The 26,203-nt window shown below is 28.2% G+C and carries 40 protein-coding genes; 19 read left to right on the plus strand and 21 right to left on the minus strand.

What is annotated here, in order from left to right; translation table 11 throughout:
- Positions 1–38 precede the first annotated feature (38 nt).
- The 5 genes from EU95_RS05725 to EU95_RS09845 all read left to right on the plus strand — a co-directional run bounded on the left by EU95_RS05725 (position 39) and on the right by EU95_RS09845 (position 2,848).
- Positions 39–410 carry a DUF2834 domain-containing protein gene (locus tag EU95_RS05725; protein WP_032521882.1) on the plus strand — a complete coding sequence of 124 codons (372 nt, stop codon included), beginning with the start codon at positions 39–41 and terminating at the stop codon, positions 408–410.
- Positions 397–780, plus strand: a complete 384-nt coding sequence (locus tag EU95_RS05720) for a hypothetical protein (RefSeq protein WP_032521883.1) — start codon at positions 397–399, stop codon at positions 778–780. The genes EU95_RS05725 and EU95_RS05720 overlap by 14 nt, the downstream gene beginning before the upstream one ends.
- Positions 781–841: 61 nt before the next feature.
- Positions 842–2,335 carry an FAD-binding domain-containing protein gene (locus EU95_RS05715; RefSeq protein WP_032521884.1) on the plus strand — a complete coding sequence of 498 codons (1,494 nt, stop codon included), beginning with the start codon at positions 842–844 and terminating at the stop codon, positions 2,333–2,335.
- Between the two features lie 82 nt (positions 2,336–2,417).
- Positions 2,418–2,672, plus strand: a complete 255-nt coding sequence (locus EU95_RS05710) for a hypothetical protein (RefSeq protein WP_032521885.1) — start codon at positions 2,418–2,420, stop codon at positions 2,670–2,672.
- A gap of 2 nt (positions 2,673–2,674) precedes the next feature.
- Entirely contained in the window at positions 2,675–2,848 is a 174-nt protein-coding gene (locus EU95_RS09845; RefSeq protein WP_193742457.1) for a hypothetical protein, read from the plus strand.
- A 58-nt stretch (positions 2,849–2,906) separates the two neighbouring features.
- Here EU95_RS09845 and EU95_RS05705 read toward each other — a convergent pair whose 3' ends face one another.
- Together EU95_RS05705 and EU95_RS05700 are read right to left on the minus strand one after the other, a co-directional pair.
- Positions 2,907–3,314, minus strand: coding sequence for an ExbD/TolR family protein (locus tag EU95_RS05705; RefSeq protein ID WP_241466713.1), 408 nt, complete (start codon positions 3,312–3,314; stop codon positions 2,907–2,909).
- On the minus strand, positions 3,314–3,895 hold the full coding sequence (locus EU95_RS05700; protein ID WP_072014833.1) for a MotA/TolQ/ExbB proton channel family protein: 582 nt from the start codon (positions 3,893–3,895) through the stop codon (positions 3,314–3,316). The genes EU95_RS05705 and EU95_RS05700 overlap by 1 nt, the downstream gene beginning before the upstream one ends.
- A 94-nt stretch (positions 3,896–3,989) precedes the next feature.
- On the opposite strand from EU95_RS05700, the gene EU95_RS05695 reads away from it, so the two are divergent.
- On the plus strand, positions 3,990–4,691 hold the full coding sequence (locus tag EU95_RS05695) for an energy transducer TonB (RefSeq protein ID WP_032521887.1): 702 nt from the start codon (positions 3,990–3,992) through the stop codon (positions 4,689–4,691).
- On the opposite strand, the gene EU95_RS05690 is transcribed toward EU95_RS05695, so the two are convergent.
- The 7 genes from EU95_RS05690 to EU95_RS09850 form a co-directional block, all read right to left on the minus strand.
- Positions 4,683–5,540 (minus strand): ABC transporter substrate-binding protein, encoded by an 858-nt coding sequence (locus tag EU95_RS05690; RefSeq protein ID WP_032521888.1) that lies wholly within the window; start codon positions 5,538–5,540, stop codon positions 4,683–4,685. The two genes, EU95_RS05695 and EU95_RS05690, sit on opposite strands and share 9 nt — an antisense overlap.
- 22 nt (positions 5,541–5,562) lie before the next feature.
- Positions 5,563–7,818: a TonB-dependent receptor domain-containing protein gene (locus tag EU95_RS05685; protein ID WP_032521889.1), complete on the minus strand. Its 2,256-nt coding sequence runs from the start codon at positions 7,816–7,818 to the stop codon at positions 5,563–5,565.
- A gap of 196 nt (positions 7,819–8,014) precedes the next feature.
- The gene (locus EU95_RS05680) at positions 8,015–8,797 is read right to left on the minus strand and encodes an ABC transporter ATP-binding protein (RefSeq protein ID WP_032521890.1); all 783 of its coding nucleotides are present in this window, start codon (positions 8,795–8,797) and stop codon (positions 8,015–8,017) included.
- Positions 8,797–9,798 carry an iron ABC transporter permease gene (locus EU95_RS05675; protein ID WP_342665518.1) on the minus strand — a complete coding sequence of 334 codons (1,002 nt, stop codon included), beginning with the start codon at positions 9,796–9,798 and terminating at the stop codon, positions 8,797–8,799. Before EU95_RS05675 ends, EU95_RS05680 begins: the two co-directional genes overlap by 1 nt.
- 223 nt (positions 9,799–10,021) lie before the next feature.
- Entirely contained in the window at positions 10,022–10,963 is a 942-nt protein-coding gene (gene pip / locus EU95_RS05670) for a prolyl aminopeptidase (protein ID WP_032521892.1), read from the minus strand.
- A gap of 508 nt (positions 10,964–11,471) precedes the next feature.
- Entirely contained in the window at positions 11,472–11,654 is a 183-nt protein-coding gene (locus EU95_RS05665) for a hypothetical protein (RefSeq protein WP_025887448.1), read from the minus strand.
- Positions 11,655–11,656: 2 nt separating this feature from the next.
- Positions 11,657–11,797, minus strand: coding sequence for a hypothetical protein (locus EU95_RS09850; protein WP_193742458.1), 141 nt, complete (start codon positions 11,795–11,797; stop codon positions 11,657–11,659).
- Between the two features lie 381 nt (positions 11,798–12,178).
- Here EU95_RS09850 and EU95_RS05660 point away from each other — a divergent pair, with 381 nt between their 5' ends.
- Both EU95_RS05660 and EU95_RS05655 read left to right on the plus strand, forming a co-directional pair.
- Complete coding sequence (locus EU95_RS05660; protein WP_241466715.1) at positions 12,179–12,373, plus strand: hypothetical protein; 195 nt, start codon at positions 12,179–12,181, stop codon at positions 12,371–12,373.
- Between the two features lie 29 nt (positions 12,374–12,402).
- The gene (locus EU95_RS05655) at positions 12,403–13,239 is read left to right on the plus strand and encodes a CPBP family intramembrane glutamic endopeptidase (protein ID WP_241466716.1); all 837 of its coding nucleotides are present in this window, start codon (positions 12,403–12,405) and stop codon (positions 13,237–13,239) included.
- A 267-nt stretch (positions 13,240–13,506) separates the two neighbouring features.
- On the opposite strand, the gene EU95_RS05650 is transcribed toward EU95_RS05655, so the two are convergent.
- Together EU95_RS05650 and arfB are read right to left on the minus strand one after the other, a co-directional pair.
- Positions 13,507–13,827 carry a DUF1651 domain-containing protein gene (locus tag EU95_RS05650; RefSeq protein WP_032521895.1) on the minus strand — a complete coding sequence of 107 codons (321 nt, stop codon included), beginning with the start codon at positions 13,825–13,827 and terminating at the stop codon, positions 13,507–13,509.
- Positions 13,828–13,895: 68 nt separating this feature from the next.
- Entirely contained in the window at positions 13,896–14,324 is a 429-nt protein-coding gene (gene arfB, locus EU95_RS05645) for an alternative ribosome rescue aminoacyl-tRNA hydrolase ArfB (protein WP_032521897.1), read from the minus strand.
- A 90-nt stretch (positions 14,325–14,414) separates the two neighbouring features.
- Here arfB and EU95_RS0108840 point away from each other — a divergent pair, with 90 nt between their 5' ends.
- Together EU95_RS0108840 and EU95_RS05640 are read left to right on the plus strand one after the other, a co-directional pair.
- A complete protein-coding gene (locus EU95_RS0108840) occupies positions 14,415–14,765 on the plus strand; it encodes a hypothetical protein (protein WP_241466717.1) in 351 nt (116 codons plus the stop codon).
- A gap of 229 nt (positions 14,766–14,994) precedes the next feature.
- Positions 14,995–15,339, plus strand: coding sequence for a hypothetical protein (locus tag EU95_RS05640; RefSeq protein WP_032521898.1), 345 nt, complete (start codon positions 14,995–14,997; stop codon positions 15,337–15,339).
- Positions 15,340–15,452: 113 nt separating this feature from the next.
- Here the strand turns inward: EU95_RS05640 and EU95_RS05635 are convergent, their stop codons facing one another.
- The 3 genes from EU95_RS05635 to EU95_RS0108845 all read right to left on the minus strand — a co-directional run bounded on the left by EU95_RS05635 (position 15,453) and on the right by EU95_RS0108845 (position 16,785).
- Positions 15,453–15,725, minus strand: a complete 273-nt coding sequence (locus EU95_RS05635; protein WP_032521899.1) for a small RNA NsiR4-regulated ssr1528 family protein — start codon at positions 15,723–15,725, stop codon at positions 15,453–15,455.
- 68 nt (positions 15,726–15,793) lie between these two features.
- Positions 15,794–16,243: a peroxiredoxin gene (locus tag EU95_RS05630; protein ID WP_012007141.1), complete on the minus strand. Its 450-nt coding sequence runs from the start codon at positions 16,241–16,243 to the stop codon at positions 15,794–15,796.
- Positions 16,244–16,545: 302 nt separating this feature from the next.
- Positions 16,546–16,785 (minus strand): hypothetical protein, encoded by a 240-nt coding sequence (locus EU95_RS0108845; RefSeq protein ID WP_032521901.1) that lies wholly within the window; start codon positions 16,783–16,785, stop codon positions 16,546–16,548.
- A gap of 400 nt (positions 16,786–17,185) precedes the next feature.
- On the opposite strand from EU95_RS0108845, the gene EU95_RS0108850 reads away from it, so the two are divergent.
- Positions 17,186–17,476, plus strand: coding sequence for a TatA/E family twin arginine-targeting protein translocase (locus EU95_RS0108850; RefSeq protein WP_032521902.1), 291 nt, complete (start codon positions 17,186–17,188; stop codon positions 17,474–17,476).
- A 4-nt stretch (positions 17,477–17,480) separates the two neighbouring features.
- Entirely contained in the window at positions 17,481–17,873 is a 393-nt protein-coding gene (locus EU95_RS0108855) for a hypothetical protein (RefSeq protein ID WP_032521903.1), read from the plus strand.
- 6 nt (positions 17,874–17,879) lie between these two features.
- On the opposite strand, the gene EU95_RS05625 is transcribed toward EU95_RS0108855, so the two are convergent.
- Positions 17,880–18,197, minus strand: coding sequence for a hypothetical protein (locus EU95_RS05625; protein ID WP_032521904.1), 318 nt, complete (start codon positions 18,195–18,197; stop codon positions 17,880–17,882).
- 91 nt (positions 18,198–18,288) lie between these two features.
- Here EU95_RS05625 and EU95_RS05620 point away from each other — a divergent pair, with 91 nt between their 5' ends.
- Positions 18,289–18,504 (plus strand): Nif11-like leader peptide family natural product precursor, encoded by a 216-nt coding sequence (locus EU95_RS05620; protein WP_032521905.1) that lies wholly within the window; start codon positions 18,289–18,291, stop codon positions 18,502–18,504.
- A 1-nt stretch (position 18,505) separates the two neighbouring features.
- On the opposite strand, the gene EU95_RS05615 is transcribed toward EU95_RS05620, so the two are convergent.
- Positions 18,506–18,991: a hypothetical protein gene (locus EU95_RS05615; RefSeq protein ID WP_032521906.1), complete on the minus strand. Its 486-nt coding sequence runs from the start codon at positions 18,989–18,991 to the stop codon at positions 18,506–18,508.
- Positions 18,992–19,315: 324 nt separating this feature from the next.
- On the opposite strand from EU95_RS05615, the gene EU95_RS05610 reads away from it, so the two are divergent.
- Positions 19,316–20,845: a phytoene desaturase family protein gene (locus tag EU95_RS05610; RefSeq protein WP_032521907.1), complete on the plus strand. Its 1,530-nt coding sequence runs from the start codon at positions 19,316–19,318 to the stop codon at positions 20,843–20,845.
- Positions 20,846–20,960: 115 nt separating this feature from the next.
- The gene (locus tag EU95_RS05605; RefSeq protein WP_025931386.1) at positions 20,961–21,164 is read left to right on the plus strand and encodes a hypothetical protein; all 204 of its coding nucleotides are present in this window, start codon (positions 20,961–20,963) and stop codon (positions 21,162–21,164) included.
- Positions 21,165–21,176: 12 nt separating this feature from the next.
- On the opposite strand, the gene EU95_RS05600 is transcribed toward EU95_RS05605, so the two are convergent.
- Complete coding sequence (locus tag EU95_RS05600) at positions 21,177–21,467, minus strand: TIGR03894 family protein (protein WP_032521908.1); 291 nt, start codon at positions 21,465–21,467, stop codon at positions 21,177–21,179.
- A gap of 89 nt (positions 21,468–21,556) precedes the next feature.
- Positions 21,557–21,763, minus strand: a complete 207-nt coding sequence (locus EU95_RS05595; RefSeq protein ID WP_032521909.1) for a hypothetical protein — start codon at positions 21,761–21,763, stop codon at positions 21,557–21,559.
- A gap of 299 nt (positions 21,764–22,062) precedes the next feature.
- Here EU95_RS05595 and EU95_RS05590 point away from each other — a divergent pair, with 299 nt between their 5' ends.
- Positions 22,063–22,371, plus strand: a complete 309-nt coding sequence (locus EU95_RS05590) for a hypothetical protein (protein ID WP_032521910.1) — start codon at positions 22,063–22,065, stop codon at positions 22,369–22,371.
- A 274-nt stretch (positions 22,372–22,645) separates the two neighbouring features.
- Here the strand turns inward: EU95_RS05590 and EU95_RS09855 are convergent, their stop codons facing one another.
- Complete coding sequence (locus EU95_RS09855) at positions 22,646–22,786, minus strand: hypothetical protein (RefSeq protein WP_193742459.1); 141 nt, start codon at positions 22,784–22,786, stop codon at positions 22,646–22,648.
- A gap of 155 nt (positions 22,787–22,941) precedes the next feature.
- Here EU95_RS09855 and EU95_RS05585 point away from each other — a divergent pair, with 155 nt between their 5' ends.
- Positions 22,942–23,451 carry an alternative oxidase gene (locus EU95_RS05585; RefSeq protein WP_032521911.1) on the plus strand — a complete coding sequence of 170 codons (510 nt, stop codon included), beginning with the start codon at positions 22,942–22,944 and terminating at the stop codon, positions 23,449–23,451.
- Here the strand turns inward: EU95_RS05585 and EU95_RS05580 are convergent.
- Positions 23,448–23,882: a hypothetical protein gene (locus EU95_RS05580; RefSeq protein WP_032521912.1), complete on the minus strand. Its 435-nt coding sequence runs from the start codon at positions 23,880–23,882 to the stop codon at positions 23,448–23,450. The two genes, EU95_RS05585 and EU95_RS05580, sit on opposite strands and share 4 nt — an antisense overlap.
- Before the next feature lie 365 nt (positions 23,883–24,247).
- On the opposite strand from EU95_RS05580, the gene EU95_RS09860 reads away from it, so the two are divergent.
- Positions 24,248–24,385 (plus strand): hypothetical protein, encoded by a 138-nt coding sequence (locus EU95_RS09860; RefSeq protein ID WP_193742460.1) that lies wholly within the window; start codon positions 24,248–24,250, stop codon positions 24,383–24,385.
- A 462-nt stretch (positions 24,386–24,847) separates the two neighbouring features.
- Complete coding sequence (locus EU95_RS05575; RefSeq protein WP_032521913.1) at positions 24,848–25,096, plus strand: DUF3104 domain-containing protein; 249 nt, start codon at positions 24,848–24,850, stop codon at positions 25,094–25,096.
- 72 nt (positions 25,097–25,168) lie between these two features.
- Here EU95_RS05575 and EU95_RS05570 read toward each other — a convergent pair whose 3' ends face one another.
- Positions 25,169–26,059: a GNAT family N-acetyltransferase gene (locus tag EU95_RS05570; protein ID WP_032521914.1), complete on the minus strand. Its 891-nt coding sequence runs from the start codon at positions 26,057–26,059 to the stop codon at positions 25,169–25,171.
- Positions 26,060–26,203: the final 144 nt, after the last annotated feature.

Raw genomic sequence — 26,203 nt, forward strand, 5'->3', positions numbered from 1 at the left:
AAAAGATTTCAATATTAGCTATATGTATATAAAAAACTATGTGGTCTAAGATCAGGCTTGCCATTTACGGAACTACTGCCTTAGCGGGAATTGTATGGCCATTTTATTTTATTATTCAGTTTATTAATCTAGTTAGAAATGGAAACATACAAGGATCCGCTATAGATATAGGAAACGCCTTTTTTGATGATGCATGGATAACTCCTACATCAGGATTTATATCCGCTGATACAGCGGTTCTTTTGATAGCTATTTTTGTTTTTTATGCTGCTGAAGGGAGGAGATTAAAATTACGTTTGTGGGGTATTTATTTCCCGCTAACATTTATTATTTCGCTTGCTTTTTCATTTGGGGCATTTATGTTTATTCGTGAACTTGAAACTAATAAAAAATTAAATGAAACTAATTGACAATTTCGTAGAAAAATTCCACAATGATGTTCTTCCTACCCCAGAAAAATGCTTTTTATTGGAAGAAGGAGATGAACTATACATAAATAAATGGATAAAAAATGGAAAAATTAATGGGAAAATGAAACATATATTTGAATGGATTGAAAAAAAATATTTATCTAATAAGAAGCAATTAGAGAAAACTGATAAAAAAAAGTTTGATGAATTAATAAGAAGATTTTATTTGAAAAATTGGAGGATTATCTTATTAATGTGTAATTACCAAACTAAATATAGATATTATTCAAAAGTTATAAATTCAATTAAAGATAAAAGTTTTCCTGAAATGAAAAATAAAGATTTTCTGAAATTATTTGAAAATAATTAGTTATTTAATGAATTTATGTACAAATTAAAAATTTGTTTTTTAGTATAAAACAAAAAAATCAATGAAGGATATAAATATTTTATGGTTCAAAAAGGATCTAAGAATAGATGATAACGAAGCACTTTACGAATCTTTAAAAAATAATAACATCCTTCCCATATACATATTTGAAATTGATTTATGGAATCAAAAAACTCATTCAAGAAGGCAATGGCAATTTTGCAAGGAAAGTGTATTAGATTTAAGAAATTCACTTAAAGAAAAAGGTCAACCACTAGTAATAAGAACAGGAAAAGTAATTGAAATCTTTGAAGAAATTAGTTCCAAATTTAATATAAAAGGTATATATAGCCATCAAGAAACTGGAGATTGGCTTACTTATAAAAGAGATCAAGAGGTTAAATTATGGGCTTCAAATCAAAAAATAATTTGGAGAGAATATTTACAGTTTTCTGTATTTAGAGGAAATATAAATAGGGATGATTGGTCAAAGAAATGGGCAAAAAATACATCCAGGGAATTAATTAAAGGCCCATTAAAAATTAATCCAATTGATTTTGATGCTGGGGAAATACCCGATGAAAAAATATTTTCTTTTAAAAAGGATGAATGTAAAGGAAGATTAAAAGGAGGAAGAAAAAAAGGCCTTGAAAGAATGGAATATTTTTTTAAAGAAAAATTAAATTCATATTCAAAAGATATTTCAAGCCCAGAAAAATCTTTTGATAGCTGCTCAAGATTATCTCCTTATATTAGTTGGGGATGTATTTCCTTAAAAGAGATTTTTTATCAAACAAGTTTATATAAAAATAACAATTCAAGAATGTTGAAGAGTAGATTAACTTGGCATTGTCATTTTATTCAGAAACTTGAAAGCGAACCAGAATTAGAATTCCAAGATTTCCACCCTTATTTTCAAAACATTAGAACTAGTAAAAGTGAATTACTTTTTTTATGGAGTCAAGGCAATACTGGTTTTCCTTTTATAGATGCTTGTATGCGTTCATTAAACTTTAATGGATGGATTAACTTTAGAATGCGCGCAATGATCATGTCTTTTGCAAGTTATAATTTGTGGTTACCTTGGCAAGATTCAGGATCAGAATTAGCAAAAAAATTCATAGATTATGAGCCCGGGATACATTGGAATCAATGCCAAATGCAGTCTGGAACAACATCCATAAATACCAATAGAATTTACAATCCTATTAAGCAGGGAAAAGATCATGACCCTAAGGGTGAATTTATAAAAAAATGGGTACCAGAATTAAAAAACTTAACTGATACTTTTATTCATGAGCCTTGGCTACTAAGCAAATTTAATAATGAAGAATACTCAAAATTAGAATACATTAAACCAATAGTTAATATTTCTAAAACAACTAAAGAAGCTAGGGACAAAATTCAAGAAATCACACAAAAAAAAGGCTACTGGGATATATCAAAAAAAATCTATTTAAAGCATGGCTCAAGGAAAAAAACAGTAATAAATAAAAGACCTAAAAAAAGAAATCACAAAAAACAAATCCAATATGAATTAAATTTAGGAATATAAATTTTAATTGTTTTAGAAAATCCATTTAAAAATCCACATTCTAGTTATCTAAGCTTTAACGTAGATTTATTAAGTTAAAACCATGCCAAAACCTACTAAAGAGCTAAAGTCAACTCCTTTCACAGAAGTAATAGAACTAGAAAGGTTAGTTACTCCAGATGAAGAAAAAAGAGTTGATCATATTTTTGTAAGGAGAAAGAAAATTTGTACTCGTCATCCTGAGGGTTTTGCGACCGAAGAAATTGCGAGATTTGATGTCGCCTGGCCAGAAGAACCTAAAGAAGAACTCAAAGATTCAACTAAAGTAAATGAAGAGGCTGAAATCAGTATTAATTAGCTATGACAAATAGGTTTGATTGGGATGATACCAATAGTTCAGGAATTTGGTGGAGTACAAATGTAAGTATTAGAGATGAATGTATTTTGCTAAAAGAAGATACTGAATGCAATGATTCAGACATTGTAGAATTACTACGAAGCATTGCACAAAATATTGAGGATAATGGTCTTTAAATCTTTAGTATTTCACTTTTATCTTCCTTAAAAAATTTCCAAAATTGAAATATTTTAATTATTCATTATCTGTTTCTATTCCTATCCTAAGATTTTCTATCTTTCTTAATTCATCAAGAATATTTATAATAAATCCATAATTTAAGGAATCATCTGCTCTTAATATGACTAATGGATTTTCCATTTTTTCTATATATTTTTGAATTGATAAATAAATATTTTTAGATGAAATTTCATTAGATTGAAAATAAATTTTTTCATTTTTATCAACTGTGATTATTTGAATTTTATTTTGCACACTTTCTGCAGAAGATGATTTTGGAAGATTTACTTTTATGGAGTCTACTTTTGTAAGATATAAACTAGAAATTATAAAAAATGATAGTATTGCAAAAATTATATCTATCATTGGCAAAATATTAATTAAGTTTTCAGTTTCATTTTCCTTTTTAAAATACATTGACATCAATTAAAGTTTTTAAGTGCAAAAAAAGACTCAAATCTTCCACAAAATTCATTTAACAATTTAATTTTTTTTATTTTTATAGATTTAAAATAATTTGAAAAAATTAGCGTAAAGATAGCAATAATTAGGCCAGCTGCAGTAGAAACAAGAGCTTCGCTTATACCTCCAGTTACTTCATCAGCATTTAAACCTGCATTACCAAGTTCAATAAAGGAAAATGAATTAATTAATCCAAAAACGGTCCCTAATAATCCTAATAGAGGGGCTATAGAGATAGTTGTAGCGAAAAAATTATTAAACTTTTCAAACTCATACTGTATAGATTGTATTGATATTGATAAAGCTATAGAAAGATTTCTTTGATTACTTAAATCAAAATCCTTTATTTTAAATAATAATTTTTTATAAGGATCATAACCAATATTTTTATTACTAAGAGATTTCAGATAAGCAATATCTGTAAATTGATTAACCAAAAATTCATTACTTATTTTTTTATAATTATTAACTTTATTCCAAAAAATTAATCTTTCAATTATACAAGAAACAGATAATATGGAGAATAATAGTAGGGGCCACATAACTACCCCTCCGGATTTAAATAAACTAATCAATTTAAGTTTAAAATTAAGTTCATAATAGTTCTTAATTTCACAAATTTCATTAAATAATTCAATGAAAATTGATTCTATACTTTTGAGTGTATTTAAAGATAAGAATTTAATTACGAGTTTAATTTTATCTTTAACTCTTCACTTTTTTTTGTTCACCCTTTTCCCAGATAAAGAAGATAAATTAGTAGGGGACAAATATATACCCATAGAAATTTTAGATATTAAATCTCCTATTACTAAGGGGGACTCTATTAATGAATCAAAGAAAAATTTTTCTCATAGAGATAAAAAGTTCCAAAAAAAAATACAGACTAAATTAGATAAAAATATAGAAGATGAAAAAATTAATAACTTTAAAGTGAAGAAAAAAAACAATCAACTTGAAGAACCATTATTAAAAAAAACCGCTTCCCAACAAAGACAATTAGAAGAAGAGAATAAAAAAAGAGGAATAGAAAAGGGAACTAATGAGAATGCATTTGAATCTGGCAGCATTCAGGGAGAGGGTCTCCAAAAAGTTACTTGTCTAAATTGCTTAGAGCCTAATTATCCCAAATTAGCAATTAAAAGGGGATATGAGGGTGTTCTTAAACTAAAAATATTAATCCAAAAAAATGGATTAGTAAAAAAGGTCATTATAAAAGAATCTACAGGTTATAGAATCCTTGATAATGCTGGAGTTTATGCTGCGTTAAATTCAAGTTTTTATCCACTAACTAAAGAAACTAATTTAAATATTGAATACACTTTAAAGTTAAATTGAAGCAAGCTTTTGGCAAGCTTTATTTATTGCCTTTATTCCTCCTGCATTTATTAAACCGTAATATTCAAAGGTAAATACTTTATCATTTTTTACCGCATCAAGTTTTTTCCAAATATTCATAGAATTATATTCTGATAAGTTACTTCCAGGAGTTTTAATTACCAGAATATTTTCAGGTTGTGATTTCAAAAGCCATTCTGGGCTTAGATTAACATAACCCTTAAATTCTGATTTGTTTGAGATCTCTGAAGCTAAATTATTTAATTTAAAAGATGAAATTAAATTACCTGCCCAGCTATTTTTATTTGGAGAAAGAATCGGTTTTGAACTAACTAATACTACAAGATTTTTATTTTTATTTTTGTTTTTATTTTTTTTATTCGAGTAACAATTTTGCAGTACATCTTCTATTGATTTTGTTTGAGTTTTTAATTTTGAAGCAATTTGTTTATATAAAATATCAAGATCATTGAGGCTAGTAACAGATGTCGATAAGGTATTAATGCCTAGACTATTAAGTTTTAAAAGAGGCCTATCATGAAATCCTTTAGCTCCAATAACAAGATCAGGCTTGAGGCTTATTATCTTTTCCAAATCAGGAGGCATCCTACCAGATGAGACTATTGGTATAGAATCAAATTCCTTATTTTTTTTTAAAATAGATGATCCAGGAACGCCTATCAATGAATCTTTTGAGATTGTATTGATAAGATCAGCGGTAAGAGATGTTAAAGCAACAATGCGTATTTTTTTATTATATCTATTAGGTTTAGCTTCTGAATTAAAAGAAAAAGATAAAAATAAAATTAAACTAATAAAAGTTTTTTTAGTTAATTTTTTAGAAATCATTAATACTACTTATTTATTTAAATTAGAATTTCCAAGTAAAACCTGCTTGAATACTTCTACCTGGTTGTGCATATCTTTGATATGCTAAATCGTCTGTACCAGATCCTCCATTAGCATTTATATCAGACCATTTATAATAAGTTTTATCGAATAAATTATAAATTCCTAAATTAGATGTAAAGTTATCAGAAAATTTATAACCTAAGCCTAAATCAGTTGTTACATAACTTTCAGGAACATAATCAGTATAATCTGATCGCTTAGTTGGCTGTCCAACATATGTATTTATAAGATTTGCTGAAAGCTTTTGATTAGGAAAAACATAACTTATATTATTTATTATCGTGAATGGTTGAATAGTATGAAGTGGTTCATCCTCGGTTTCATTTTCACCCTTCTGATAAGAAATAGAATTTCCAATACTCAATCCTTGATAGCGATCATTAAAGTAATAAACATTATTTAATTCAAGACCCCATATATTTACATCGTCAACATTTGCAGTTCTAATTACTGGAACTCCAAAGATTGAACCTAATGGACCAGTTATTGTTGTTGTGCCATCTCTAGCACTTTTATCTAAGAAATCATTATATTTGCTATAGAAAGCGGCAAGACTTAGATCAGATTTAGAAGAATTCGTTTTTAAACCAATTTCATAATTATCACTAGTTTCAGCTTTTAAATCTGGATTACCAGTTGTTACGTAACCAAAATAAGCTGTTGGGAATCCAAAAATTTCATGGAACGTTATAGGATAAACACCAATCCTACTACTATTAGTTTCATCCCATGTAGGAGCCCTAAAACCTCTATCATATTTCGCATATACGTTTGTATTCTCATTAATTCTATAAAGAGCTTTAATACTTGGAGCAAGATGTCCATCATTGAAATCATGTGGTTCTCCAACTACATCCTTATTAAGTCCTGATTCGCCAGCATTATTTGTTACTTCATCAGTGGCAAACCATGCTTCATCAGAGACTGCATCAATATCGACGTGGTCATATCTTAATCCTAGGATGAAATCCCACTTATCTGTTGATATTTCATCTTGGACATAAAATCCGACTTTTGTAGTCTCACTATCAGGATTGGATTTATATTTTTCTGTTGTGTCAGCTTCAATTTCAACTTTAGTTCTTAACCGTGAACCATCTAATTTAGAGCCTTCAAAACCATAAGTAATCTTATGATCAAATTTTTCCCCTTTTATATCATTTGTTAACTGCAAATTTAGCCCATAAGAATCCTGATTTAAATCATCGAAGGTGTTTTCATCATCACTAGCATCTGCTGTATTTCTAACTTGATATTCATTTTCATACTGCATTGTATTAACAAAACCTTGAATTTTAATTCGATCAAAAGTCGAGTCACTTTCGGAATTCCAATCCAATCCAGTAGATAATGCTATTCTTTTTGAATCTGTTAAATCATTTGTTCCAGTGTAATCATCTGTAGAGTTATACCCTGTATATATAGAATCTGTATTTTTATTAATTGAATTTAAGATAAGATTAAATTCACTATTATTCCCAAATTTTTTAACGTAATGAGCCATATAAGAATCAGCTTCTCCATCTATATCATTTATATAAATATCATCAGTATTCCTTTGTAGTTCTTCAAATCTACTAAAACTTCCAGAAATTAAAAACTCATTATTTCCCTCCTTGAAAGCAGTTTTAATAGTTGGTGTATAAGAGTTATTAGTACCGTTATAATTTATTCCTAAATCTACTACTTTTTCTTCACCTTCTTGAAGAATATCATCTGGTCTAATTGATCTTAATGAAACCACCCCTCCAAGGGCATCACTTCCATAAAGTGCAGAGCCGGCTCCTTTAATAACTTCAATTTTACCTAAGCTATTGAAATCTATAAAATTAAGTCTACTTGCACTAAAAGTTCCAGAGCCATAATTAAATCTTGGTATTGTTATCCCATCAACTTGGGTAAGAATTCGATTACCTTGGACACCTCTAATATTTATATTCCCTGAATCCCCTTTAGCATAACTCCTTGAATTATCACTCCTTACAAATGATTGAGAATTGATTGATGCATCATATTTAAAAAGCCCTCTCCAATTTGATGAATTTGAATTTTTAATATCTTCATAGTCAAGTACTGATATTGAGCCAGGATAATCTTTTAAAAGTCTCTCATTACGCGTTCCTGAAACAGTTATTTTTAAAGTATCTTGAGCTAATACTGGAACTACAAAAGTTGCTGCTACTGATGAAAGCAGTAGTTTACGAAAAAGTTTCAAATTTCCTCACACATAGGATTAATATTTTTAGTATTATTTTTTTTCAATAATTACGCATTAAAAACTTGTAAAGTTATTTATAATTTTAAGTATTAGATAATACATTTTTCATAAATGTCTTATTGAAAAGATAATTCTTAAATACAAAAATGTATCAATTGTAATGTTGCTTTCAATTCAATTTTTTTTATGAAAATCAATTTCGTATTTTACTAACAGGAAATATTTGTATGCCCACAGGAGTATCAATAATATGAGAGTCAATTTCGAATCCTTTCATAAAATTTATTTTATTGATAACTTTTTCAGGAGTATTTATATCTATTAATTTTCCTTCTTTTAAAATAGCTATGCGATCACAAAATCTTGCTGCCAAATTAACGTCATGAAGAACTGTGATTATGGAAAGCTTTTTTATTTGTATGAGATTTTTTAGTGATTCTAAGAACTTAATTTGATAATTTATATCTAAAAAAGTTGTGGGTTCATCCAGTAAAAGAATATTTGTATTTTGAGCAATTGTCATAGCTAAAAAAGCTCTTTGAGATTGCCCTCCTGATAATTCATTTATAAATTTATTTTTTAATTCATCAAGATCCATAATTTGAATTGTTTCATCAATAATTTTTAAATCTTCTTGACTTAAATCAAAATTCCAAAAGTTTTTATAGGGTGATCTTCCAAGAGATATAAGATCCTTAACAGTAATATTTAAATTATTATTTAATTTCTGAGGCAGGTAAGCTATTTTTTTGGAAAGTTTATTTCTTGAGAAATTTTTTATAGGATTATCTGCAAAAAAAACATCTCCATTTAGGGTAGGAATAAATTTTAAAACTCCCTTTAATAAAGTAGATTTACCCGAACCATTAGCTCCAATTATTCCAATCCATTCATTTTGTCTTAGCTCAAAATTTATTTTTTTGATAACTTCATTTTTCCAATATCCAGTGGAGAAATCTTTTAATATTAATACCATTAATTCATACCGATATTTTTTGATGATCTCCTGTAGAGAATAATTATAAAAATTGGCGCTCCTAAAAGAGAAGTAACTATGCCAACTGGGACTTCAATTGCTCCAGATCTTGCAATTAAATCCGCTGTACTTAAAGTTAAACCTCCTACTAAAGCAGAAAAAGGGAGAACATATTTATAATCATTTCCAATCAATAATCTTGAAAAATGAGGCACTATTAATCCTATAAAACCAATTAAACCACCTATGGAAACGGCACTTGCCGCTAATAATGTCGCAACCGCGCCAATAATACATCTTGATCTAAATAGAGAATTTCCAAGGCTCATTGATAATTCATCCCCTAAAGATAACAAGTTCAATTGTCTTGCCAACAGAAAACTTATTAATAAGGCCAATAATATTGGTATCCAAGTAATTCTTATTTCATTCCAACCTCTCGCATTTAAGCTTCCAATAAGCCAAGTTAAAGCTGCTTGAATTCTTCCATCTTCAGATTGTAGTAATAAGGTTGCTTGAATTGCTCCAAATAAACTACTTACTGCAACACCTCCTAAAATCAATCTTTCTATAGATATTTTATTTGCACTTTTGGCAAGTATAAAGACTAATAAAGTAGTCAAAATAGCTCCAGACCATGAAGCTATTGGTATAAATATTTGTGAAAATCCAAATGTTATAAATGTCACTATAACTAAACCTGAACCTGCTGAAATTCCCAACAGATATGGACTTGCTAAGCCATTTTTAAGCATACCTTGTAAAAGTGCTCCTGACATACCTAAAGATGATCCAACTAGTAAAGATGCTATTAATCGAGGCAATCTTAGTTCCCAAATTATTGTTTTATTTATTTCTTCACCTTTTTGAAAAATTGCAAGCCAAATATCCCTATTATTAATAAGCACTGTACCTTTAGATAAAGATAAAATAGAAACAATTACTAAAAGTGATAAAAGAATTACTAAGAAAGATATAAATTTAATTTTCTGGAATTTAATTTGTCAGCCTCATCTACTTGTTGATAATTATTATTCATTATTTAAAATTTTCAAGTTTAAATAAAACATTAATAGGTCTAAATTTATATATTTTACAGTTTTTAATTTTGTTCTATAAAAAATATATATAGTAAAAAGATATAAAAAATATTTTCTAGATCTTAAATAGTAGGTTTTAATTAAACTTATTTTAACCAATTAATTAAATAGAGATTATTATTTTTTAAAGCTGTTTAAGAGATTCAAGTAAATTGATAGTAATACCTTTTTCACTCATTGAATGACCGGCATCATCAACAATAATTAATTCAGAATTCTTTAATTCTTTATTTAGATCCCAAGCACTCCTTAAAGGACATACAACGTCATACCTACCCTGAATTATTTTTGTTGGTATAGATTCTATTGTTTTTATATTATTCAAAATAAAATTATCTTCTAAGAAAATATTATTAATAAAATAATGACATTCGATCCTTGCAAAGGCATCTGAAAAAGAATTAACTTCAGACTTATCAAAATCAAATTTTTTATTTATTAAATGACTTGTTGAGAGTTCCCATTTTGTCCAAGCTGCTGCTGCTTTTGATCTAAGATTTACATCCGAAGATGTTAGATATTTATAAAAAGATTTTATTAAATCATTTCTTTCTTCTTTTGGTATTACAGAAATATATTCCTCAAATTCATCGGGAAATATCTCACTTGCACCATATTGATAGAACCATAACAATTCAAACTTTCTACATAAAAATATTCCTCGCAAAGTTAAGCTGATAACTCTTGAGGGATTTTTAATCGCATATATAAGTGAAAGTGTTGAGCCCCAAGATCCACCAAACAAATGCCAAGTATCTATTTTTAAAAGAATCCTTAATTTCTCAATATCATCAACTAAATGATTGGTCGTATTTTCTTTTAATTCGGAGAAAGGAGTTGAAGAACCGCAACCTCTTTGGTCAAATTGAATAATATCGAATTTATCTGGATCAAAGTATCTTCTATATCTTGGTTGACTTCCTCCTCCTGGACCTCCATGAATAACAAGAATTTTTTTACCATTTGGATTACCAGATCTTTCCCAATAAATTGTATGAATATCACTTACTTGTAAAAAACCCTTTTCACGTACTTCAATTTGCGGAAACAAGACTTGATTTTTCATTTTGAAATATTTTAATCACTTTATTAATCCATATTATCCAAAAAGAAGTCTAGTTTAGAAGAAATTTGTTAAACAAAAAAAGGACTGCTTGTACAGTCCTTTTTAATATTTGATTTCCTTCTTACAGGATAAAAAATTACATATTTTAAAGTCTATTTACTCATAAACCTAGAATACGTGAGATCGGGGATTTCTCTCGATAATTTCAGTCCCTATTGTCGCTAGTAATTATAAAGCGAAGTCTTATCAGACTAATTGATTGAACTTTAATTTTCGAATAATCCCATTCTCAGGAAAACGCTTCCTATATTTTGGAATTTGCTAAATTTCAGGCGGACTATCAATCATTTAGATTGCCTCCGAACTCAACATTTATAAATTACTCCATTTTATATTTTCAGTAAATCCGTAAATATGCTGATTTACTTTTTTCTTGATTTGTAAGAGGATTTTAATGATCCTTTGTTTTTTATAGATAAATATAAGAATTAAAGTCTATAATTTTTAATTATTCAGATTCATAAAGCAAAATAGATTCAATTATTCTTTTATCACTATCAGAAAGTTTATAATCTTCTAATTTCCACTGAACAAATTTTACACACTCATCAATAGAAGGATTCTTATCCCGGCACTTACGCCACTCTCTAATCCAATCTGCCAAGGCAAAAGTAATTTTTGTAGTCAGCATATTTACCAATCAGGGTAATTAAAATCTCGGCCAATAGGTTCTTCGTAAAATTCCTCTTCTTTTATACCTTTTTCATATTTTTCAATAATCTTCTGATAAGAAGCTATTGAGGGAATTAAATCTCCTACATATATTGGCTCCATTGTAATTGATATAATGATTGAAATTATTTATTATTCTATACAAGAATTTAATAAATAGATTATTAATATTCATTATGGATTTCATCAAAAAGAACAAGATCTTAACATTAATGGCGTTAATTGCAGTTTTATCATTTGCATTAGAAAAAATAGGAATAATACACCCTTAAATTAATTAAGTTCATTTGATAAATACTTTCTAATGAAATAAGTAAACTGATACTATTACTGCAAAAATAAGCAATGGAGATAATAATGTAAAAATTAAAGTTGAAAGATTAATCAGCATAAATTTTAAATAAATACACAAATTTAATAAACATCACTTTTAAGCATTTGCAATAAGTAAAATTTAAATTATTACGATATAAAAAAACATTGATGAAAGAAAGATATAAAGAAGAATATGAAGGGGGCTCAGACTTACTATGGCCAAGTGATAAAGAGGATAAAATAACTCGGCAATTTTATAAAGATTTATCTAATCTTTCAAAAAACATAAAATATAGTAAAAAGAAAAAGCTAAAACTTTTTGAACAATTAGTTAGAATTTTACAAAGCAAATACTGGAGTTAATTAATATTCAAACTAAAATGAGAAATGTAATGATACTAATTAGAAGTTTTTTTCTTTTAAGACCAAGATTTTTATCCACTATATTTTTTATTCCTATTCTTTATGGCATCGGCTGGGCTTTATCTCAGCCACTTTTATTGTTTAATTTCGAAAAAGAAAATTTATCCTTAATAGGTACTGTTATTACTTTCTTACTTTTTATATTTTTACTCCCATATTGGTTTTATATCAAACAAAGCAAATCAAGTGCTTGGATACTTCTTGGGATAACAAAAGATAAATTCTTAAACAACTTTGTCAATTTTTCTCAAGGTATTTTATTTGCTTTAGTTTTAATAATTCTAATTCTGGTACCACTATGGCAACAAAATTATATTTCTTGGATAGGTGAATTCTCGCCAAAAATATTTTTAAATTCTATTGTACTGGGATTAGGTGTTGGATTCGCAGAGGAAGTAATTTTTCGAGGCTGGTTACTAGAAGAATTAAAATTTGAATATGGTACGAAAATATCAATAGCTTTACAAGCTATAATTTTTAGCTTAGTTCATAATTTATCAAATGAGATCTTTTGGAACATAGTAGTATTACGTTTGGGATTTATTTTACTTGGGATATTTCTATCATTAGTAAAAATTAGAGATAAAGGTTCTTTATGGAATTGTATAGGAATTCATGGAGGACTTGTAGGTATTTGGTTTTTATTAAATAACGGATTAATAGAATTCAAAGAAAATACACCTTCTTTTTTAGCAGGGCCTTTTGAACAAAATATTCCAAACCCAATCGGAAGCTTTAGTGCAATTTTAATTTTAATTTTGTTATGTATTTTTTATACAGTAAAATCAAAAAAGATTTTTACTTGACTTTTTTATTAGATATAAATACCCATTGATTTTTGATTAGTAATTGTCAGATTAAAATAAAGCTTAATACTTATATGAACTTTGATGCAGGAATAAGATTTATTGTGTTTTTAATAATTTTTGGAGTTATAAACTATCTTATGATGTTAAGAAGATATGAAAACGACATCAAAAAAAAGAAATATTTACAACAGGAAAAAATTTCCAGGCTATACCCTAAAGGTTCATTTATTTTCTGAAATTAAAAAAAGTTTTTGTAGAATTTTCTCACCATTTTTTTTTGGTTTGTTGCCAACCTTCCTTTAACAATTTTTGCCATAATAATCTTGCTTCTTCAATAACTATTTTTTTTCTAGTTTTCATTAATGGAGGATTTTCTCCATGAATTCCCATAATGCTCCCTTCTTCAATAACTATTTTTTTTCTAGTTTTCATTAATGGAGGATTTTCTCCATGAATTCCCATAATGCTCCCTTCTTCAATAAACATATAAGCAATAGATTTATCAGAATGATCTTTATTTTTATAAAAACGCATCACCCCTACAAAATTGGAGTCAATCAACCAAAAATCATTATTTAAATTCAATAAACCAAAATGAAATTAGATTAATCATATTCTTTCTTCAGGATTAGCGAGGGAAATATCTATTTTTCTCAAACTTGATATATTTTTTCTTTTTGCCTACTTTTTTTCAATTCGCCGCGTTTTTTCTTAAACTCAACTCTTTTCTTTTGAGATGCTTTAGTAGGTTTTGTAGATTTTCTAAATCTAAATGGTTTATTTAAGCCATCTTTTATGATTGAAATAAATTTCATTAAGGCTAGCTGCCTATTAAGTAATTGATTTCTATGTTCTTGAACCGTTAAACATAAACTATTTTTGACTAATTTATTTTTCAAATTAATCTTGAGAATTGCTTTCTGATAATCATTTAGTACTTTTGAATCTTCTAAATTAAAAATAATCTCTACTCTGCTTTCAATTTTATTTACATTCTGCCCTCCAGGCCCTGAAGATCTGGAAAATCGCCACTTAATTTCGTTGGATGGTATTACTAATGTTTTAGTAATTTTTAAATCCATTTTTAGTTCTTCTCAATTTAGATTTTTAGAATTGTCTCTCTTATACTTTAAAACATATCTTAAAATTTGATCGGTAAATACTGTGCGGTTATGTTAGGTAAACCGAAATTCGGTGTATTTGCCGTATTAATATCTTCGGTATTTATCCTTTCATATTTAAAAAAATTATTAGATATTGGATTTGTACTAATTCAAAGGTCACTTATGTATTCAATGTTTGATCTTCTTTTTGAAACACCTTCATATCGCCCAGTATATGTTATTTCGGATAGTGAAATGAAGGAGCTAAAGAAAAACCAACATCAAGAAGAACTTGATGAAATTACAAAACAAAAAGTAAAACTGGAAGATGCGTTTAAAGCTCAACTAAAACATCTTGAAGAGAGAGAAAAAGAATTAAAGAAAGAACTTAAAGTACTCTCAGCTTCGAAAAATAAATAATTTATTTTTAAAGAATTTACTTTTTTAAAAGACGGTTAAAAACCGTCTTTTTTAATTCTTCAAGTTTTAAGGTATCGATTAAATCCACAGATTTTAAAAATATTTTCCATAATTAAAAAATGAACAATAATAAAGAAAAAATAAGAATGTTCTTACCCTTTAGTTGGGTAATTTGTGCAGCAATATCTTTTGCTTATATAAATTCACATTTGATAAATACCTAATATAAATGTCTTATCCCTCAAAAGACGAAATACTTGCATCTTCAAAAGGCTGGGTAGCATCTTTTTTAAATTTTCTTCCTGGTTTAGGATCGGGTTACTTATATCAAAGAAGATGGATGCCTTATTTTTTTACCATCACTGTGAGCACTGCATGGTTTGCTTTAGGTTTTTTTTTAAAAGGAGATTCAGAACCTTCTCAAAATGAACAAATAATTGGAATCTCTGGTCTTTTTTTTATCTCGATAGTTACAGTTATAGAAGCCAACTTAGCTTTCAAAAAAGCAAGTAATAAAACAAAAGCTGAAAAAGAAAAAATAATTTCCTCTATTAAAAAAGGATGGTTTAATTAATACTAAAGATTAGATTTAAGCAAAAATTTAATTACATATCAGTTTCTTAATTTGTAGTAAGAAAATTACAATAAATACTTTTTAAGATAAATTTAAAAAATCATTTAATTTTTTCAGTTATAAAAAAATAAAATTTCCTTTTCTTTGAGACCTTCCCATCCTGAGTCAATTAATAATTGATTCAATGTTTCTTTATCAAAATGCTTAGAACCAGTTTTAACGCATCTATTTCTCATTGATTTTTTAACACCACTCCTTTGTCTTTTATTCTCCTCACCCATAATTCTGTTATATAGATCTAGCATTTTTGGTGGGATTGGAGTACCATCAAGATCGACTCCATTTTGAATCGCAAGGTCAACAGCCTGCATTCCCATTTTTTTCATATATTAAACAAAAGCTAAAAATATAATAAAACAAAAACTTACAAATCTAGAATTCTGTGAATAATAATTTATTGATTTTGAATTTCTTTAAGTACTCTAATAGCCTCTTTAATGTGTTCAGGACCATTCAATAAATCCCTAAAGATATGCCTAACTGTACCTTTTCGATCGATAACATAAGTTACTCTACCATCCATAAAACCTAATACTTTAGGAACCTTAAAAGTTTTCCTAAGAGAATCATTCGTATCGCAAAGTAGTGGATATTGTAATTTATTTTTATTGGCAAATGCCAAATGACTTGAGGTACTTCCATTGCTTACTCCCCACACTTGCGCACCTAATACTTTAAATAAGTCATATTTATCTCTAAATCCGCAAACTTCTATAGTGCAACCCGGCGTATCATCTTTTGGATAAAAAAATAAAACAAGGGGATTTTTTAATCCCTTATTTGATCTTTTAACTCCATTTTGATCCAGTAAAGAGAATTCTGGAATTTTATCTCCAATTTGCACAACAATTATTATAAAGCTTCATATTAGATGTTTATATGTTTTTTTTGTGGCCTTCATAGTAAATAACGAATATTAAAGTCAGTTTTTTTGTTTTAAAAGATACTAAAAAATTCTTTAAATAATGTAAGTTAGATTTATTAATTCAATATTATGGAATTAATAATTTATATTTTTTTATTTCTTATTCTTTTTCTAGGAGTTATTTTTAATTTAAAAATAACTAATTTTAAAAAAGTTAAAGAGATTCGCAACAAAGCTAAAGTTTATTCAAAAAAAGAATAATTAAATACCTATTAATAAGATTAAAATTCAATTTTTTCATTTGGAGTAAATACTGAGCAATATTTTTTTACTAAGTTCTTTGGCTGATTATTAGAAGATTTAGTTAATTTTAATTTTAGTTTTTCTATTGCCTCGTTAGCATTAATCTCGCCAAGTCGATATCTTGCGCAAGTATCCAATACTTTAAACATTTTTGTAGTAACTGCTTCAGCTGGATAAATTAGAAAAATTAGGTAAAAAACGACAAATAAGTACTTCATTTTTTTATAGAAATTTAGCGATTAGTTTCAATAATTTAGAAACAAAATTAATTTTGAAAAAGATTTAAATTTAATAGGATATCTAATTTGAGTTTGATCAAGGTATTTCACACAACAATAATAAAAGAAATTCAGATAAAATAGGTGATAATAAAAAATAATCTCAGTGAAAATGAAAAGATTAATAGATAAACACAAAACACTTATAAATTGGTATCAAAAAAAATTCAAATTGAGTGATTATCAACTACTTTGGTTAGTTTTCTTTAAAGGGGTATTAATAACAATTATATTTTCAAAAATTTTTTAATATTAATAAAGCTATTCCAAGAATGAAATTTTTACATGTTTTGACTATATTTAATAGTAGATTTCCTCATAAATTAAATAGTTATCAGCTATGAATATTTTTGGTGTAGGTTTGCCTGAAGTTACTGTAATACTCATCTTAGCTCTTTTAATTTTTGGTCCCAAAAAGCTTCCAGAATTAGGAAAACAGCTTGGCAAAACTTTAAAAAGTCTTAAAAAAGCCTCGAATGAATTTCAAAATGAAATCGATCAAGTCATGAAAGAAGAAAATGAAGAGGAATCTCCTAAATCTATAGAAAGTAGTCAAAAAAGTGAAATTAATCAAGAAAAAATAGTTTCAGAAAACAAGAATTTTTCAAATAAAGAAAACAACAACAACTAATATCTTGGAAAGGCCCATAACCCCCATAGACGAATTTGAAAGAGCATTAGATAAAGCAGCTCTTTCAAAAGAAGAATATGAATTAATAGACTACATTCGCTATACAAGCGTTTTTACACAACCAAGTCTTATTAAGGATTTAAAAAGGCCATCAAAGCCTCCTCTTTTGTCAGTTCTATGTCAAATTTGCAGAAAAATTGGTTCAGAGATGCCAGATCACTTCAATAAAGTAATTAAGTGGTCAATTGAAGTTAGTGATCATGATACAAAATGGGATGCTCATCTAATTTGCGCAGAGGCATTAAGTATAGACAAAATCCCATTAAGTCCTATTCATGGAACAACTTTATTTGATGTTCTTGTTGTACACAAAGAATTATTTCTTGGCTTTGATTGAATTAAATTAATCATCCAAAGGCACAGAATCAGTATCTATAACTTCCGAATCATCATACTTACTTATTTTTTTTTCAATCCAGTTATTTATAAAACTAACTAAAGGCAACGAACCTCTAAAAATAAAAATAGAGGTAGGCAAAGCGCTTAATAAACCTACTATAGGACTTTTAAAAAGTAATCTTCCAGCTTTTATGTTAAATAAAATAATAAGCGCAGAGGGGACAATAACTTTAACTACTGTTTTGAGCGCCTCAAGCCAACCAACACGATATGTCCACCAAATTAAAATTATGCCAATTATATAGAGGAATAAATAAGTCATAAAAATAGTATAATAATTATCTATTTATCTTGTTCTTACTAAGAAAAAGATTTTTATAAATTTTTTAACTTCAATCAATCAAATTCTAATAATGAGTTTTTCTGAAATAAGAAAATTTTTAATCAAGATGCAATCTGATGAAGACTTAAAAAAACGGGTTACTTCGTCCTCTACAGCGGATGATGTAGCCTTAATAGGTCAAAGCTTAGGTTATGACTTTTCAGGAGATGATCTCTTAAGATTTAATGGACAAAAAGTTGATAGAGTTACCGTAAGAAAGGTAGAGCATCCAGGAGAATACCACTAAATTAAGACTTAACCCATATTGCAAGCCCTCCACCCCTGCCTCGAGCACATAACCAATTATCTTTAATGCTAATTCCAATAAGTGAGAAAAAAGGCATTTTTTTATTTTCAGGTTTTTTTAATTCCTTATTAAATATTGGAAAACTACTAATACTAATTTTCAATTCTTCAAAATAAAAAGCCAATAATGGTCTAAGCCCTTTTAATTTTGCACTGCCTGTAAAGGTGATATTTAATAATCCCAAATTAATTGAATTTTTTATTTCATAATTTATTTGATCCTCTTTATTTTTACTTGTTAATTCGAGCCTAGCCGACAATACTTGTAAAATCGAACTGGGTATATTTTTGATTTCATCTGACTCCTTCCCCCATACATATTTAAGCTTCCATATTCCTAGCAATTGATCATATACTATTCCGCTACCATTTTTTTGAGAATTTTTTTCTAAAATTTTTATCTCATTGATATCAGGGAAATCTCTCATAATAGATTTTTATCTAAGATTTAAATAATAAGATAACTTCAAAAAAAAAGTTTCTAATTGATTAAATCCCTCTTAAAAGATTTCTTTGTTTCATTATATTTCTAAAAAAATAATTTTTTGGCACACATAAGTAACAAGATCTCGTTAATATATTTACATAAAGTAACTAAATTGATGGATTTCATTTCTAAAAGTCAAGGATACATACCTTTAAAAGTAGTGCCTTACATTTTTTTCCTAGCTGTTGTACTAAGTATTACAACTTCAACTAATACATTTGTTTAAAACTAATTAGTTTTAAAAGAAGATAAAAGTCAATAATTAATGGATAAATATGATGTAGTAATAATTGGTAGTGGAATAGGAGGGTTATGTTGCGGTTCAATTCTAGCTTTATCAGGCAAAAAAGTCCTCATATGCGAAGCTCACACCCAACCCGGAGGAGTCGCTCACAGTTTCACAAGACATGGCTACACATTCGAATCAGGTCCCTCACTATGGAGTGGGATAAGCAAGTGGCCGACAACTAATCCCTTAGGACAAATTCTTAAATTACTTGATGAAGAAGTTGAACTATTTCAATACAAAGGTTGGCAAGTAATTGTCCCAGAAGGCAATTTTAATCTCGATGTAGGAGAAGAACCCTTTAAACAAACAATAAAAACTTTAAGAGGTGAGAAATCTGTTAAAGAATGGGAATCATTTATTTCCGGAATAAAACCTCTTAGCCAAATAATAAATGAAATACCTTTACTCTCATTTTCTCCTGAATCAATAAATTTCTTAGATCTAATAAATTTAACTTCAAAATTTTTACCTAATATCAAGCAAATTCCAAAAATTAATAAGGGTTTTGGGAATTTAGTAAATAATCATCTAGAGGATCCCTTTCTTAGAAATTGGGTTGATTTATTGTGCTTTTTGATAAGTGGTATGTCAATGCATGATACAAATACAGCAGCGATGGCTACTTTATTTAACGAATGGTTTGAACCAAATTCGTACCTAGAATACCCTAAAGGAGGTAGTGAATCTATCGTCAAAGCTTTAATTAAGGGATTTAAAAAGAATGGAGGAGAATTAATTCTCTCTTCGAGAGTAAAAACAATTAACTTCAATAATAATCTAGCTACAGGCATAACTCTTAATAATGGTTCAATCTATACTTGTGAATCTATTGTCACGAATACTGATGTTTGGAATTTAAAAAAGTTAATTCCAAATGAAATTTCGAAAAAATGGAAGACAAAAGTCTTGAACCCTAATAAATGTGATTCTTTTCTTCATATACATCTAGGTTTTGATGCTGATGGTCTTGAAGATTTACCAATACATGCAATACATGTTGATGATTGGGAAAAAGGTATAACCGCAGAAAGAAATATAGCTGTATTTTCAATCCCATCTGTTTTAGATAAAAATATGGCCCCAAAAGGGAAGCATGTTCTTCATGGATATACTCCAGCAAATGAACCTTGGGAAATTTGGGAAAACCTAAATCCAAAGGAATTAGCATACAGAAATTTGAAAGAAGAAAGATGCTCAATATTCCTTAATGCAGTGCGAAAATTCATCCCTGACATAGATGAAAGGATTGATATAAAGATGTTAGGGACCCCGATTACCCATAAAAAATTTACTAATACCTATTGCGGTAGTTACGGCCCTGCATTATCTGCAGCAAAAGGTCTTTTCCCAGGATGCAAAACTCCAGTAAAAAATTTATTTACTTGCGGTGCAAGTACATTTCCCGGTATTGGAATTCCAGCTGTTTCAGCAAGCGGTGCTTACGCAGCTGAAAAAATTATTGGTAAAAAAGAATTTAAAACACTTCTTAAAAAAATAAATTTATGAAACGAGTTCTTATAAAACTCTACAAATTCATAGTTAAGAAATAAGAATAAAGAGAGCAAAAAAGTTTAATAATGATAATCTTTATTTGAACATAAACTAAACTTATAGCTCTTATATGTTTTTCTTATCAATTCCTCAAGCCTGGCATTTAGTTGGCACTTGGTCAGAACAACTTCCAAGCGAGTCAAATCTTATAGGAATGGGCCAAACAGAATTAATGATGACCTTACATTCAATATTCGTTCCTCTCTTACTTGTAATTTCATATTACTTATTCAATCGACTTAACAAAAACGAATCAAAGAAAATTAAAGGATGATCGTTTTGAAGTTTATTTAGCTGAACTTCTTCTAACTACTTTTCTTCCTGTAGAAGTATCAACTCCGCTTGATTCTTTGGTTTGTGAATTAGTTTCAATATTATCAACATCACTCTTATCCATTTCTGCGCAAACACCCACTACCATGGCTGCCTGCATTTGATCTGGCAAATCTCCAATTGTTAATAAGGCCTTTAAAACTAATTGAAGTCGAGTTTGCCGATCAATTTCTGGTCTTAATTTTTTTACAGTATTCCAAAGTTCTTGGGTAACTTCTTTTAAAAGTTCTCGATCTACAGCCAAATTAAATCCTACTTATATTTCTACTAATCTAACAAAAAATTGGATCTCGTAAAATAATATTCAAAAAAAGATTGTTAGTTGAAATTTTTTTATGCGAATACAATTTGCATTTGCTTATGTAATCTATTCTTCTCATGCAAAAGTTGATCTTTTTCAATCTTTTTTAGGGTAAAAGTTTTATAAATCTTTTTTTGAATCTTTATTGGAGTATTTTCAAACTTCGCATTTTTGCTTACTAAAGAATTCCACTCTTTTGAATTAAAAGGGGCATAAGGAGAAGATAAAATCACTTTCATATCTTAATAATACATCTGTACTAATAATAGTACATATTTACTATAATGCAACAAGCCTCTCCGATTGTCTCAATTTTTGAACGCCTTTGAGATTGGATTGAATTTTTTATCTAATTTTTGGAATTTATAAGTTTCATAAATGAAACAAAGTATCATACATTACTAATTAATCCCTTTTTTTAGTGTCTTAAAACTTTTCTTGCTAAAAACCTTTCAAAATAGTGAATTTGTTGAAATTAACATTGACAAGATATTTTAAAAAATCCCTCCTATAAAAAGAATAATGAATAAATTAAAAAATGCTTCTTAGTAATTCAAAAAGACTCAAGATCCAAGGAATAATTAAAAGAATTGCTCAAGATAAATCAATTACATTAGAAGAAAGGATATATGTTGAGAAATTTGCGCGCCATAATTCGACAATTTCTCTTTGGCTGAAAAAAGCTAACAGCTTTAGAAGGAATGGTATAAAAAATGATGGGGGGATTGATAACCTCTTACAATCATTTGGGATAGATGGACTGGATAAAGAAAATCATTTCAACCCAAATGAAGATGATATATCGGATTGGTTTGGCGGTGCTCCTGGTTGGCTACGGAGAAGCTAAATTCATTAATTATTCAATTTAACCAGGCTATCTTACACAAATATATACTCACAAAAGATATAAATACCCAAAAAACCCATGGTATAAATTTAATTGGAACTAAATATTTTTTTGAAAAGGTTTTCATACAGATTTTTCTTTTAGATTATTTCTTCCTTAGCGTTTTTGAAAATAGGTTTAATTGCTCTATTTAAAAATTAAACAATATTCGAAACTTCAAAGATATTTAAACACTTTAGGTAGATAAAAATTAATAAGCCTTAATAATCACAATCTAAGCAACTTCATTTTCAATGTTCCTTGAAAAATTTACTATTTTTGCCTCATCATGGTCTGAATCATTCCAATATTTTATAAGTCTTTCTAATTCATCAATCCTCTTTTTAGCATTTGCAATTTTTTCAGTAGTTGTCATATAAAATTTTTATCTATCCAATTAATGCATGAAAAAAAAATATTTCAATGGAAGTAACGATTTTTAGACTATAAATATTAATTTTTGGTTAATTAGATAAATATATTATAGCCATCAAGCGGCTGAGTAATTATACTTAAGAAAAAGCAAAGTTTATGAAGAAACTAAATTCTTTGATTTTGAATAGTACCGTTAACTTCCTAGACTTCCTATATTCTGGGAGATCTTTACAAAGATTTTGGGTTTTAGAAGTAATAGCTAGATCACCTTATTTTGCATTTCTTTCAGTTCTGCATTTTAAAGAATCCCTAGGAATTAAAAATGAAAAAACAATGATTTTAATGAAAGAACATTTTTATCAAGCTATTAACGAAACTGAACACCTTAAAGAAATGGAGAAAAGAGGAGGAGATAAGTTCTGGATTGATAGATTTTTTGCGAGGCACCTCGTGCTTGTCTATTACTGGATCATGGTTTTTTATTATTTCTTCTCTCCAACTAATGCTTATGATGTCAACATTAAAATAGAAGAGCATGCATTTGAAACTTATTCCAAATATTTAATAGATAATCCAAATGATCAAAAAATAAAAGAAATTGCTCAAGATGAGTTAAATCATGTCCAAGAACTTAACGAGGCTTTGTCAATGCTTACTACAATTTAGATTAGTGCTGAGAAATCTAATAGCAATATTGAGAGCATCACCGAAGAAGATATTAATCCTAGGCTAATCATGAATGAGACATAGCCTTTTTTTCTAGGCAATTTATAAAAAGATATTCCAATAATTAATATCATTATTAATGAGAAAAAAATTATAATCTTTTCGTTTACTAAATTGAGATGTATAACTAAATTTTTTTCTTCAAAAAATTTGAGAACTTCAGATAAAACTAATTCTTCTTCTATCTTCTTAAAATAGTCAATTGAGCTTATAAAAGCAGAACTTAATAAAGATAATGCAACCAGTGCAGTAACTGGCTTTGTTAACCTGTTAAGTGTCCTGTTAAAACTTATTAGTAAAACAAAAATAAATAAAGAGGTTATTAAAGGTATTAAAGGTATGAGAGTTATTGAATTTATGAAATTTCCCACGAAAATAATATGTATCTATCTTAAAATTTTATATTATTCCGCCGCGTTATTTTATTAAATAGGATTTTTTAAAATCTTAAATGTAATTAGTACCTATTGCATTCTGTGTAAACTGATACCAAAATTAAATTAGTATTGAAAAATAAAATGTTAGCTATTTCTGAAATTATTATTGCAAGTGCTATCTTCCTAGGAATTGTATATTGGGAAGTTAAATTCCTATATGCCAAAACTACTGTAGCGAAATAACTTCACTCAAAACAGGAAAATTAAAAACATAGAAAATTTAAAAAAAATTTAAGAATTTAAGTTGACAAAAAAAGCTCTAAATATGAGAGAATAAACACAAATATTTATGTTTTAAAATGAGCGAAGTTCAAAATTCTAACAATAACTCAACTCAGCAGCAGCAGCAGCAGCAACAACAATCCTATTCAGACAGCAAAATTAATTCTGCAGAGAGCGAGAGGCTATATCTTGAGATGAAAGAGGCTTGGCTTTAAATTTAATTCGTGTTTGAAATTAATATTCCTATAATTTTATAAATTTTTTTTTTAATTTTGAAGCAATCAATACTTTTTTATTTTCTATACCCTCTAAGTTTTGTTTAACTGTAAATCAATCTGTTGAGAAAACTAAAGCAACTAGAGAAAATTAATGGAAGACTCGCGATGGGAGGGTTGATATATTTAGTTTTTACAAAATTAGTTTCTAATCGTGCTGACATATTAGACCAGCTTAAATCTTATTTGATTTAAGAAATGAATTGGAAGTATTATCCAGGAATATTTCTTTCTATATAAGCGTCAGTTAAAGCTAAAATTAACCCTAATAATGTTGAAAATATAGCAATTTCAGTTGATTCCATTTTATTTTTGAATTACCCCTAGTTTGCTAACTAATTCAAAGTTCGGCAACAAAACTAATAACTTACTATAGTACGTATATACTATAAACTATTTATTGTGAGCTCAGCAACTCCTGAGTTTCTTTTCGTTAGGCCTGGTGATTATGTCGCAATTAAAAAAGAAAATTGCGAAAATCCCAATGAAAAGAATAAAAATTATTGGGTCGGTCAAGTTATCGACTGTATTGGAGGAGCCAGAAATCCAAATTCATGGACCTTGTTTCAAGTTGCAAATATTGATAATGGAGAAATCACTATAATCAACGCGGATATTGTAGAAAAAATTTTGAAACCTTCTGAAAGTTAAGCTTATGGATAATCAAACAAACTTCTTTCAGTAATACAGAAACAAAAGGTAAAATTGATCCTTTAAAGAAAATCACCCCAGTTCCAAGCAGGCAAGTCCGTATACTTGATTCATTGGACAGGGAGGTTGAATGCCTTTATACATTCTGTAAGTTTTTGATATTTCTTCGAATCCCAAGCTTGACAAAAGATAATTTGCATAAGGATTCAGATTAGAGCAATCTAATAAGATTTGGGAATCTAAATCACCAACTAACTCCCTTATCAATAGTTCAGCAAGTGGTGGAGTATCCGCTAAAAGAGGTCCGATTCTCCAGCCTTGTTCATTATCCTCCAATACACAAGGTCTTATCCTGCCAAATCCATGGCACATCCCATTATTATCGACAATTGCACTGACATTACCATGAGAATTTCTCAACCAGTCATTTAGAAAATGTGGTCTGGGACTAGGTTCTCTTTGATCATCATAAATTAAGACCGCTTCAGAGGAAATTTTATTACCTGGGACAACTTTAAAAGAATGAAATTGATCTTTATAGAAATTTCTCAATGGCAAATCTTTAGATCCATTTAATTTCCATCGATTTGTAATGGAAGATTTTCTAAATCCCCAATTTGAGTAATCATTCAATCTATCTGGGGCAGCCTCAAGACCAATACAATCAACATTTTTTAAATATTCGAGGGCATGTTTCCATAATCTCACTCCAAATCCATTATTTCGGAATTCTTTTTTAACGATAAATAAACCTATAAAACCATACGAAGAATTATATTTTATACACGCAATAGAACCTATAGGATTATCGTCGAGGCAGGCTACCCATACCCCTTGTTTATCTGTATTTCTATAAATTGACACGTCATCCATTCCAGGAGAAAATCCTTCTAATCTTGCCCAGTTTGTGACCTCTGGTATTTCATTTATAGATATCAATCTAATTGAAAATTTTTCCCTCATAAAAATATACTAACCGAGAAAAATTTGAATTTTTAAAGACAATATTAATAAATTTTGATTATTTCTCATAAATCATTCAATTTGATTTAAGTGGCTTAAAACCTTAGTTATTTACAATTTATCCTCTGATATATTTAATAATAT

Source organism: Prochlorococcus marinus str. MIT 9201, assembly GCF_000759955.1.
GTDB classification, from domain to species: domain Bacteria; phylum Cyanobacteriota; class Cyanobacteriia; order PCC-6307; family Cyanobiaceae; genus Prochlorococcus_A; species Prochlorococcus_A marinus_G.

What these genes read in the sequence shown, in the direction of transcription:
- EU95_RS05590 (WP_032521910.1), top strand. Translation starts at nt 22,063, where the DNA reads ATGCTTCTTAGTAATTCAAAAAGACTCAAGATCCAAGGAATAATTAAA.
- EU95_RS05640 (WP_032521898.1), top strand. Translation starts at nt 14,995, where the DNA reads ATGTCTTATCCCTCAAAAGACGAAATACTTGCATCTTCAAAAGGCTGG.
- EU95_RS05700 (WP_072014833.1), bottom strand. Translation starts at nt 3,895, where the DNA reads ATGTGGCCCCTACTATTATTCTCCATATTATCTGTTTCTTGTATAATT.
- EU95_RS05620 (WP_032521905.1), top strand. Translation starts at nt 18,289, where the DNA reads ATGAGTTTTTCTGAAATAAGAAAATTTTTAATCAAGATGCAATCTGAT.
- EU95_RS05655 (WP_241466716.1), top strand. Translation starts at nt 12,403, where the DNA reads ATGATACTAATTAGAAGTTTTTTTCTTTTAAGACCAAGATTTTTATCC.
- EU95_RS05615 (WP_032521906.1), bottom strand. Translation starts at nt 18,991, where the DNA reads ATGAGAGATTTCCCTGATATCAATGAGATAAAAATTTTAGAAAAAAAT.
- EU95_RS09855 (WP_193742459.1), bottom strand. Translation starts at nt 22,786, where the DNA reads ATGACAACTACTGAAAAAATTGCAAATGCTAAAAAGAGGATTGATGAA.
- EU95_RS05635 (WP_032521899.1), bottom strand. Translation starts at nt 15,725, where the DNA reads ATGAAAAAAATGGGAATGCAGGCTGTTGACCTTGCGATTCAAAATGGA.
- EU95_RS05680 (WP_032521890.1), bottom strand. Translation starts at nt 8,797, where the DNA reads ATGGTATTAATATTAAAAGATTTCTCCACTGGATATTGGAAAAATGAA.
- EU95_RS05725 (WP_032521882.1), top strand. Translation starts at nt 39, where the DNA reads ATGTGGTCTAAGATCAGGCTTGCCATTTACGGAACTACTGCCTTAGCG.
- EU95_RS0108840 (WP_241466717.1), top strand. Translation starts at nt 14,415, where the DNA reads ATGTTAGGTAAACCGAAATTCGGTGTATTTGCCGTATTAATATCTTCG.
- EU95_RS05625 (WP_032521904.1), bottom strand. Translation starts at nt 18,197, where the DNA reads ATGACTTATTTATTCCTCTATATAATTGGCATAATTTTAATTTGGTGG.
- EU95_RS05585 (WP_032521911.1), top strand. Translation starts at nt 22,942, where the DNA reads ATGAAGAAACTAAATTCTTTGATTTTGAATAGTACCGTTAACTTCCTA.
- EU95_RS05695 (WP_032521887.1), top strand. Translation starts at nt 3,990, where the DNA reads ATGAAAATTGATTCTATACTTTTGAGTGTATTTAAAGATAAGAATTTA.
- EU95_RS05710 (WP_032521885.1), top strand. Translation starts at nt 2,418, where the DNA reads ATGCCAAAACCTACTAAAGAGCTAAAGTCAACTCCTTTCACAGAAGTA.
- EU95_RS05605 (WP_025931386.1), top strand. Translation starts at nt 20,961, where the DNA reads ATGTTTTTCTTATCAATTCCTCAAGCCTGGCATTTAGTTGGCACTTGG.
- EU95_RS0108845 (WP_032521901.1), bottom strand. Translation starts at nt 16,785, where the DNA reads ATGAAGTACTTATTTGTCGTTTTTTACCTAATTTTTCTAATTTATCCA.
- EU95_RS05715 (WP_032521884.1), top strand. Translation starts at nt 842, where the DNA reads ATGAAGGATATAAATATTTTATGGTTCAAAAAGGATCTAAGAATAGAT.
- EU95_RS09860 (WP_193742460.1), top strand. Translation starts at nt 24,248, where the DNA reads ATGAGCGAAGTTCAAAATTCTAACAATAACTCAACTCAGCAGCAGCAG.
- EU95_RS05610 (WP_032521907.1), top strand. Translation starts at nt 19,316, where the DNA reads ATGGATAAATATGATGTAGTAATAATTGGTAGTGGAATAGGAGGGTTA.
- EU95_RS05690 (WP_032521888.1), bottom strand. Translation starts at nt 5,540, where the DNA reads ATGATTTCTAAAAAATTAACTAAAAAAACTTTTATTAGTTTAATTTTA.
- EU95_RS05595 (WP_032521909.1), bottom strand. Translation starts at nt 21,763, where the DNA reads ATGAAAGTGATTTTATCTTCTCCTTATGCCCCTTTTAATTCAAAAGAG.
- EU95_RS05570 (WP_032521914.1), bottom strand. Translation starts at nt 26,059, where the DNA reads ATGAGGGAAAAATTTTCAATTAGATTGATATCTATAAATGAAATACCA.
- EU95_RS09850 (WP_193742458.1), bottom strand. Translation starts at nt 11,797, where the DNA reads ATGGAGCCAATATATGTAGGAGATTTAATTCCCTCAATAGCTTCTTAT.
- EU95_RS05705 (WP_241466713.1), bottom strand. Translation starts at nt 3,314, where the DNA reads ATGTCAATGTATTTTAAAAAGGAAAATGAAACTGAAAACTTAATTAAT.
- EU95_RS05720 (WP_032521883.1), top strand. Translation starts at nt 397, where the DNA reads ATGAAACTAATTGACAATTTCGTAGAAAAATTCCACAATGATGTTCTT.
- EU95_RS09845 (WP_193742457.1), top strand. Translation starts at nt 2,675, where the DNA reads ATGACAAATAGGTTTGATTGGGATGATACCAATAGTTCAGGAATTTGG.
- arfB (WP_032521897.1), bottom strand. Translation starts at nt 14,324, where the DNA reads ATGGATTTAAAAATTACTAAAACATTAGTAATACCATCCAACGAAATT.
- pip (WP_032521892.1), bottom strand. Translation starts at nt 10,963, where the DNA reads ATGAAAAATCAAGTCTTGTTTCCGCAAATTGAAGTACGTGAAAAGGGT.
- EU95_RS05665 (WP_025887448.1), bottom strand. Translation starts at nt 11,654, where the DNA reads ATGCTGACTACAAAAATTACTTTTGCCTTGGCAGATTGGATTAGAGAG.
- EU95_RS0108850 (WP_032521902.1), top strand. Translation starts at nt 17,186, where the DNA reads ATGAATATTTTTGGTGTAGGTTTGCCTGAAGTTACTGTAATACTCATC.
- EU95_RS05660 (WP_241466715.1), top strand. Translation starts at nt 12,179, where the DNA reads ATGAAAGAAAGATATAAAGAAGAATATGAAGGGGGCTCAGACTTACTA.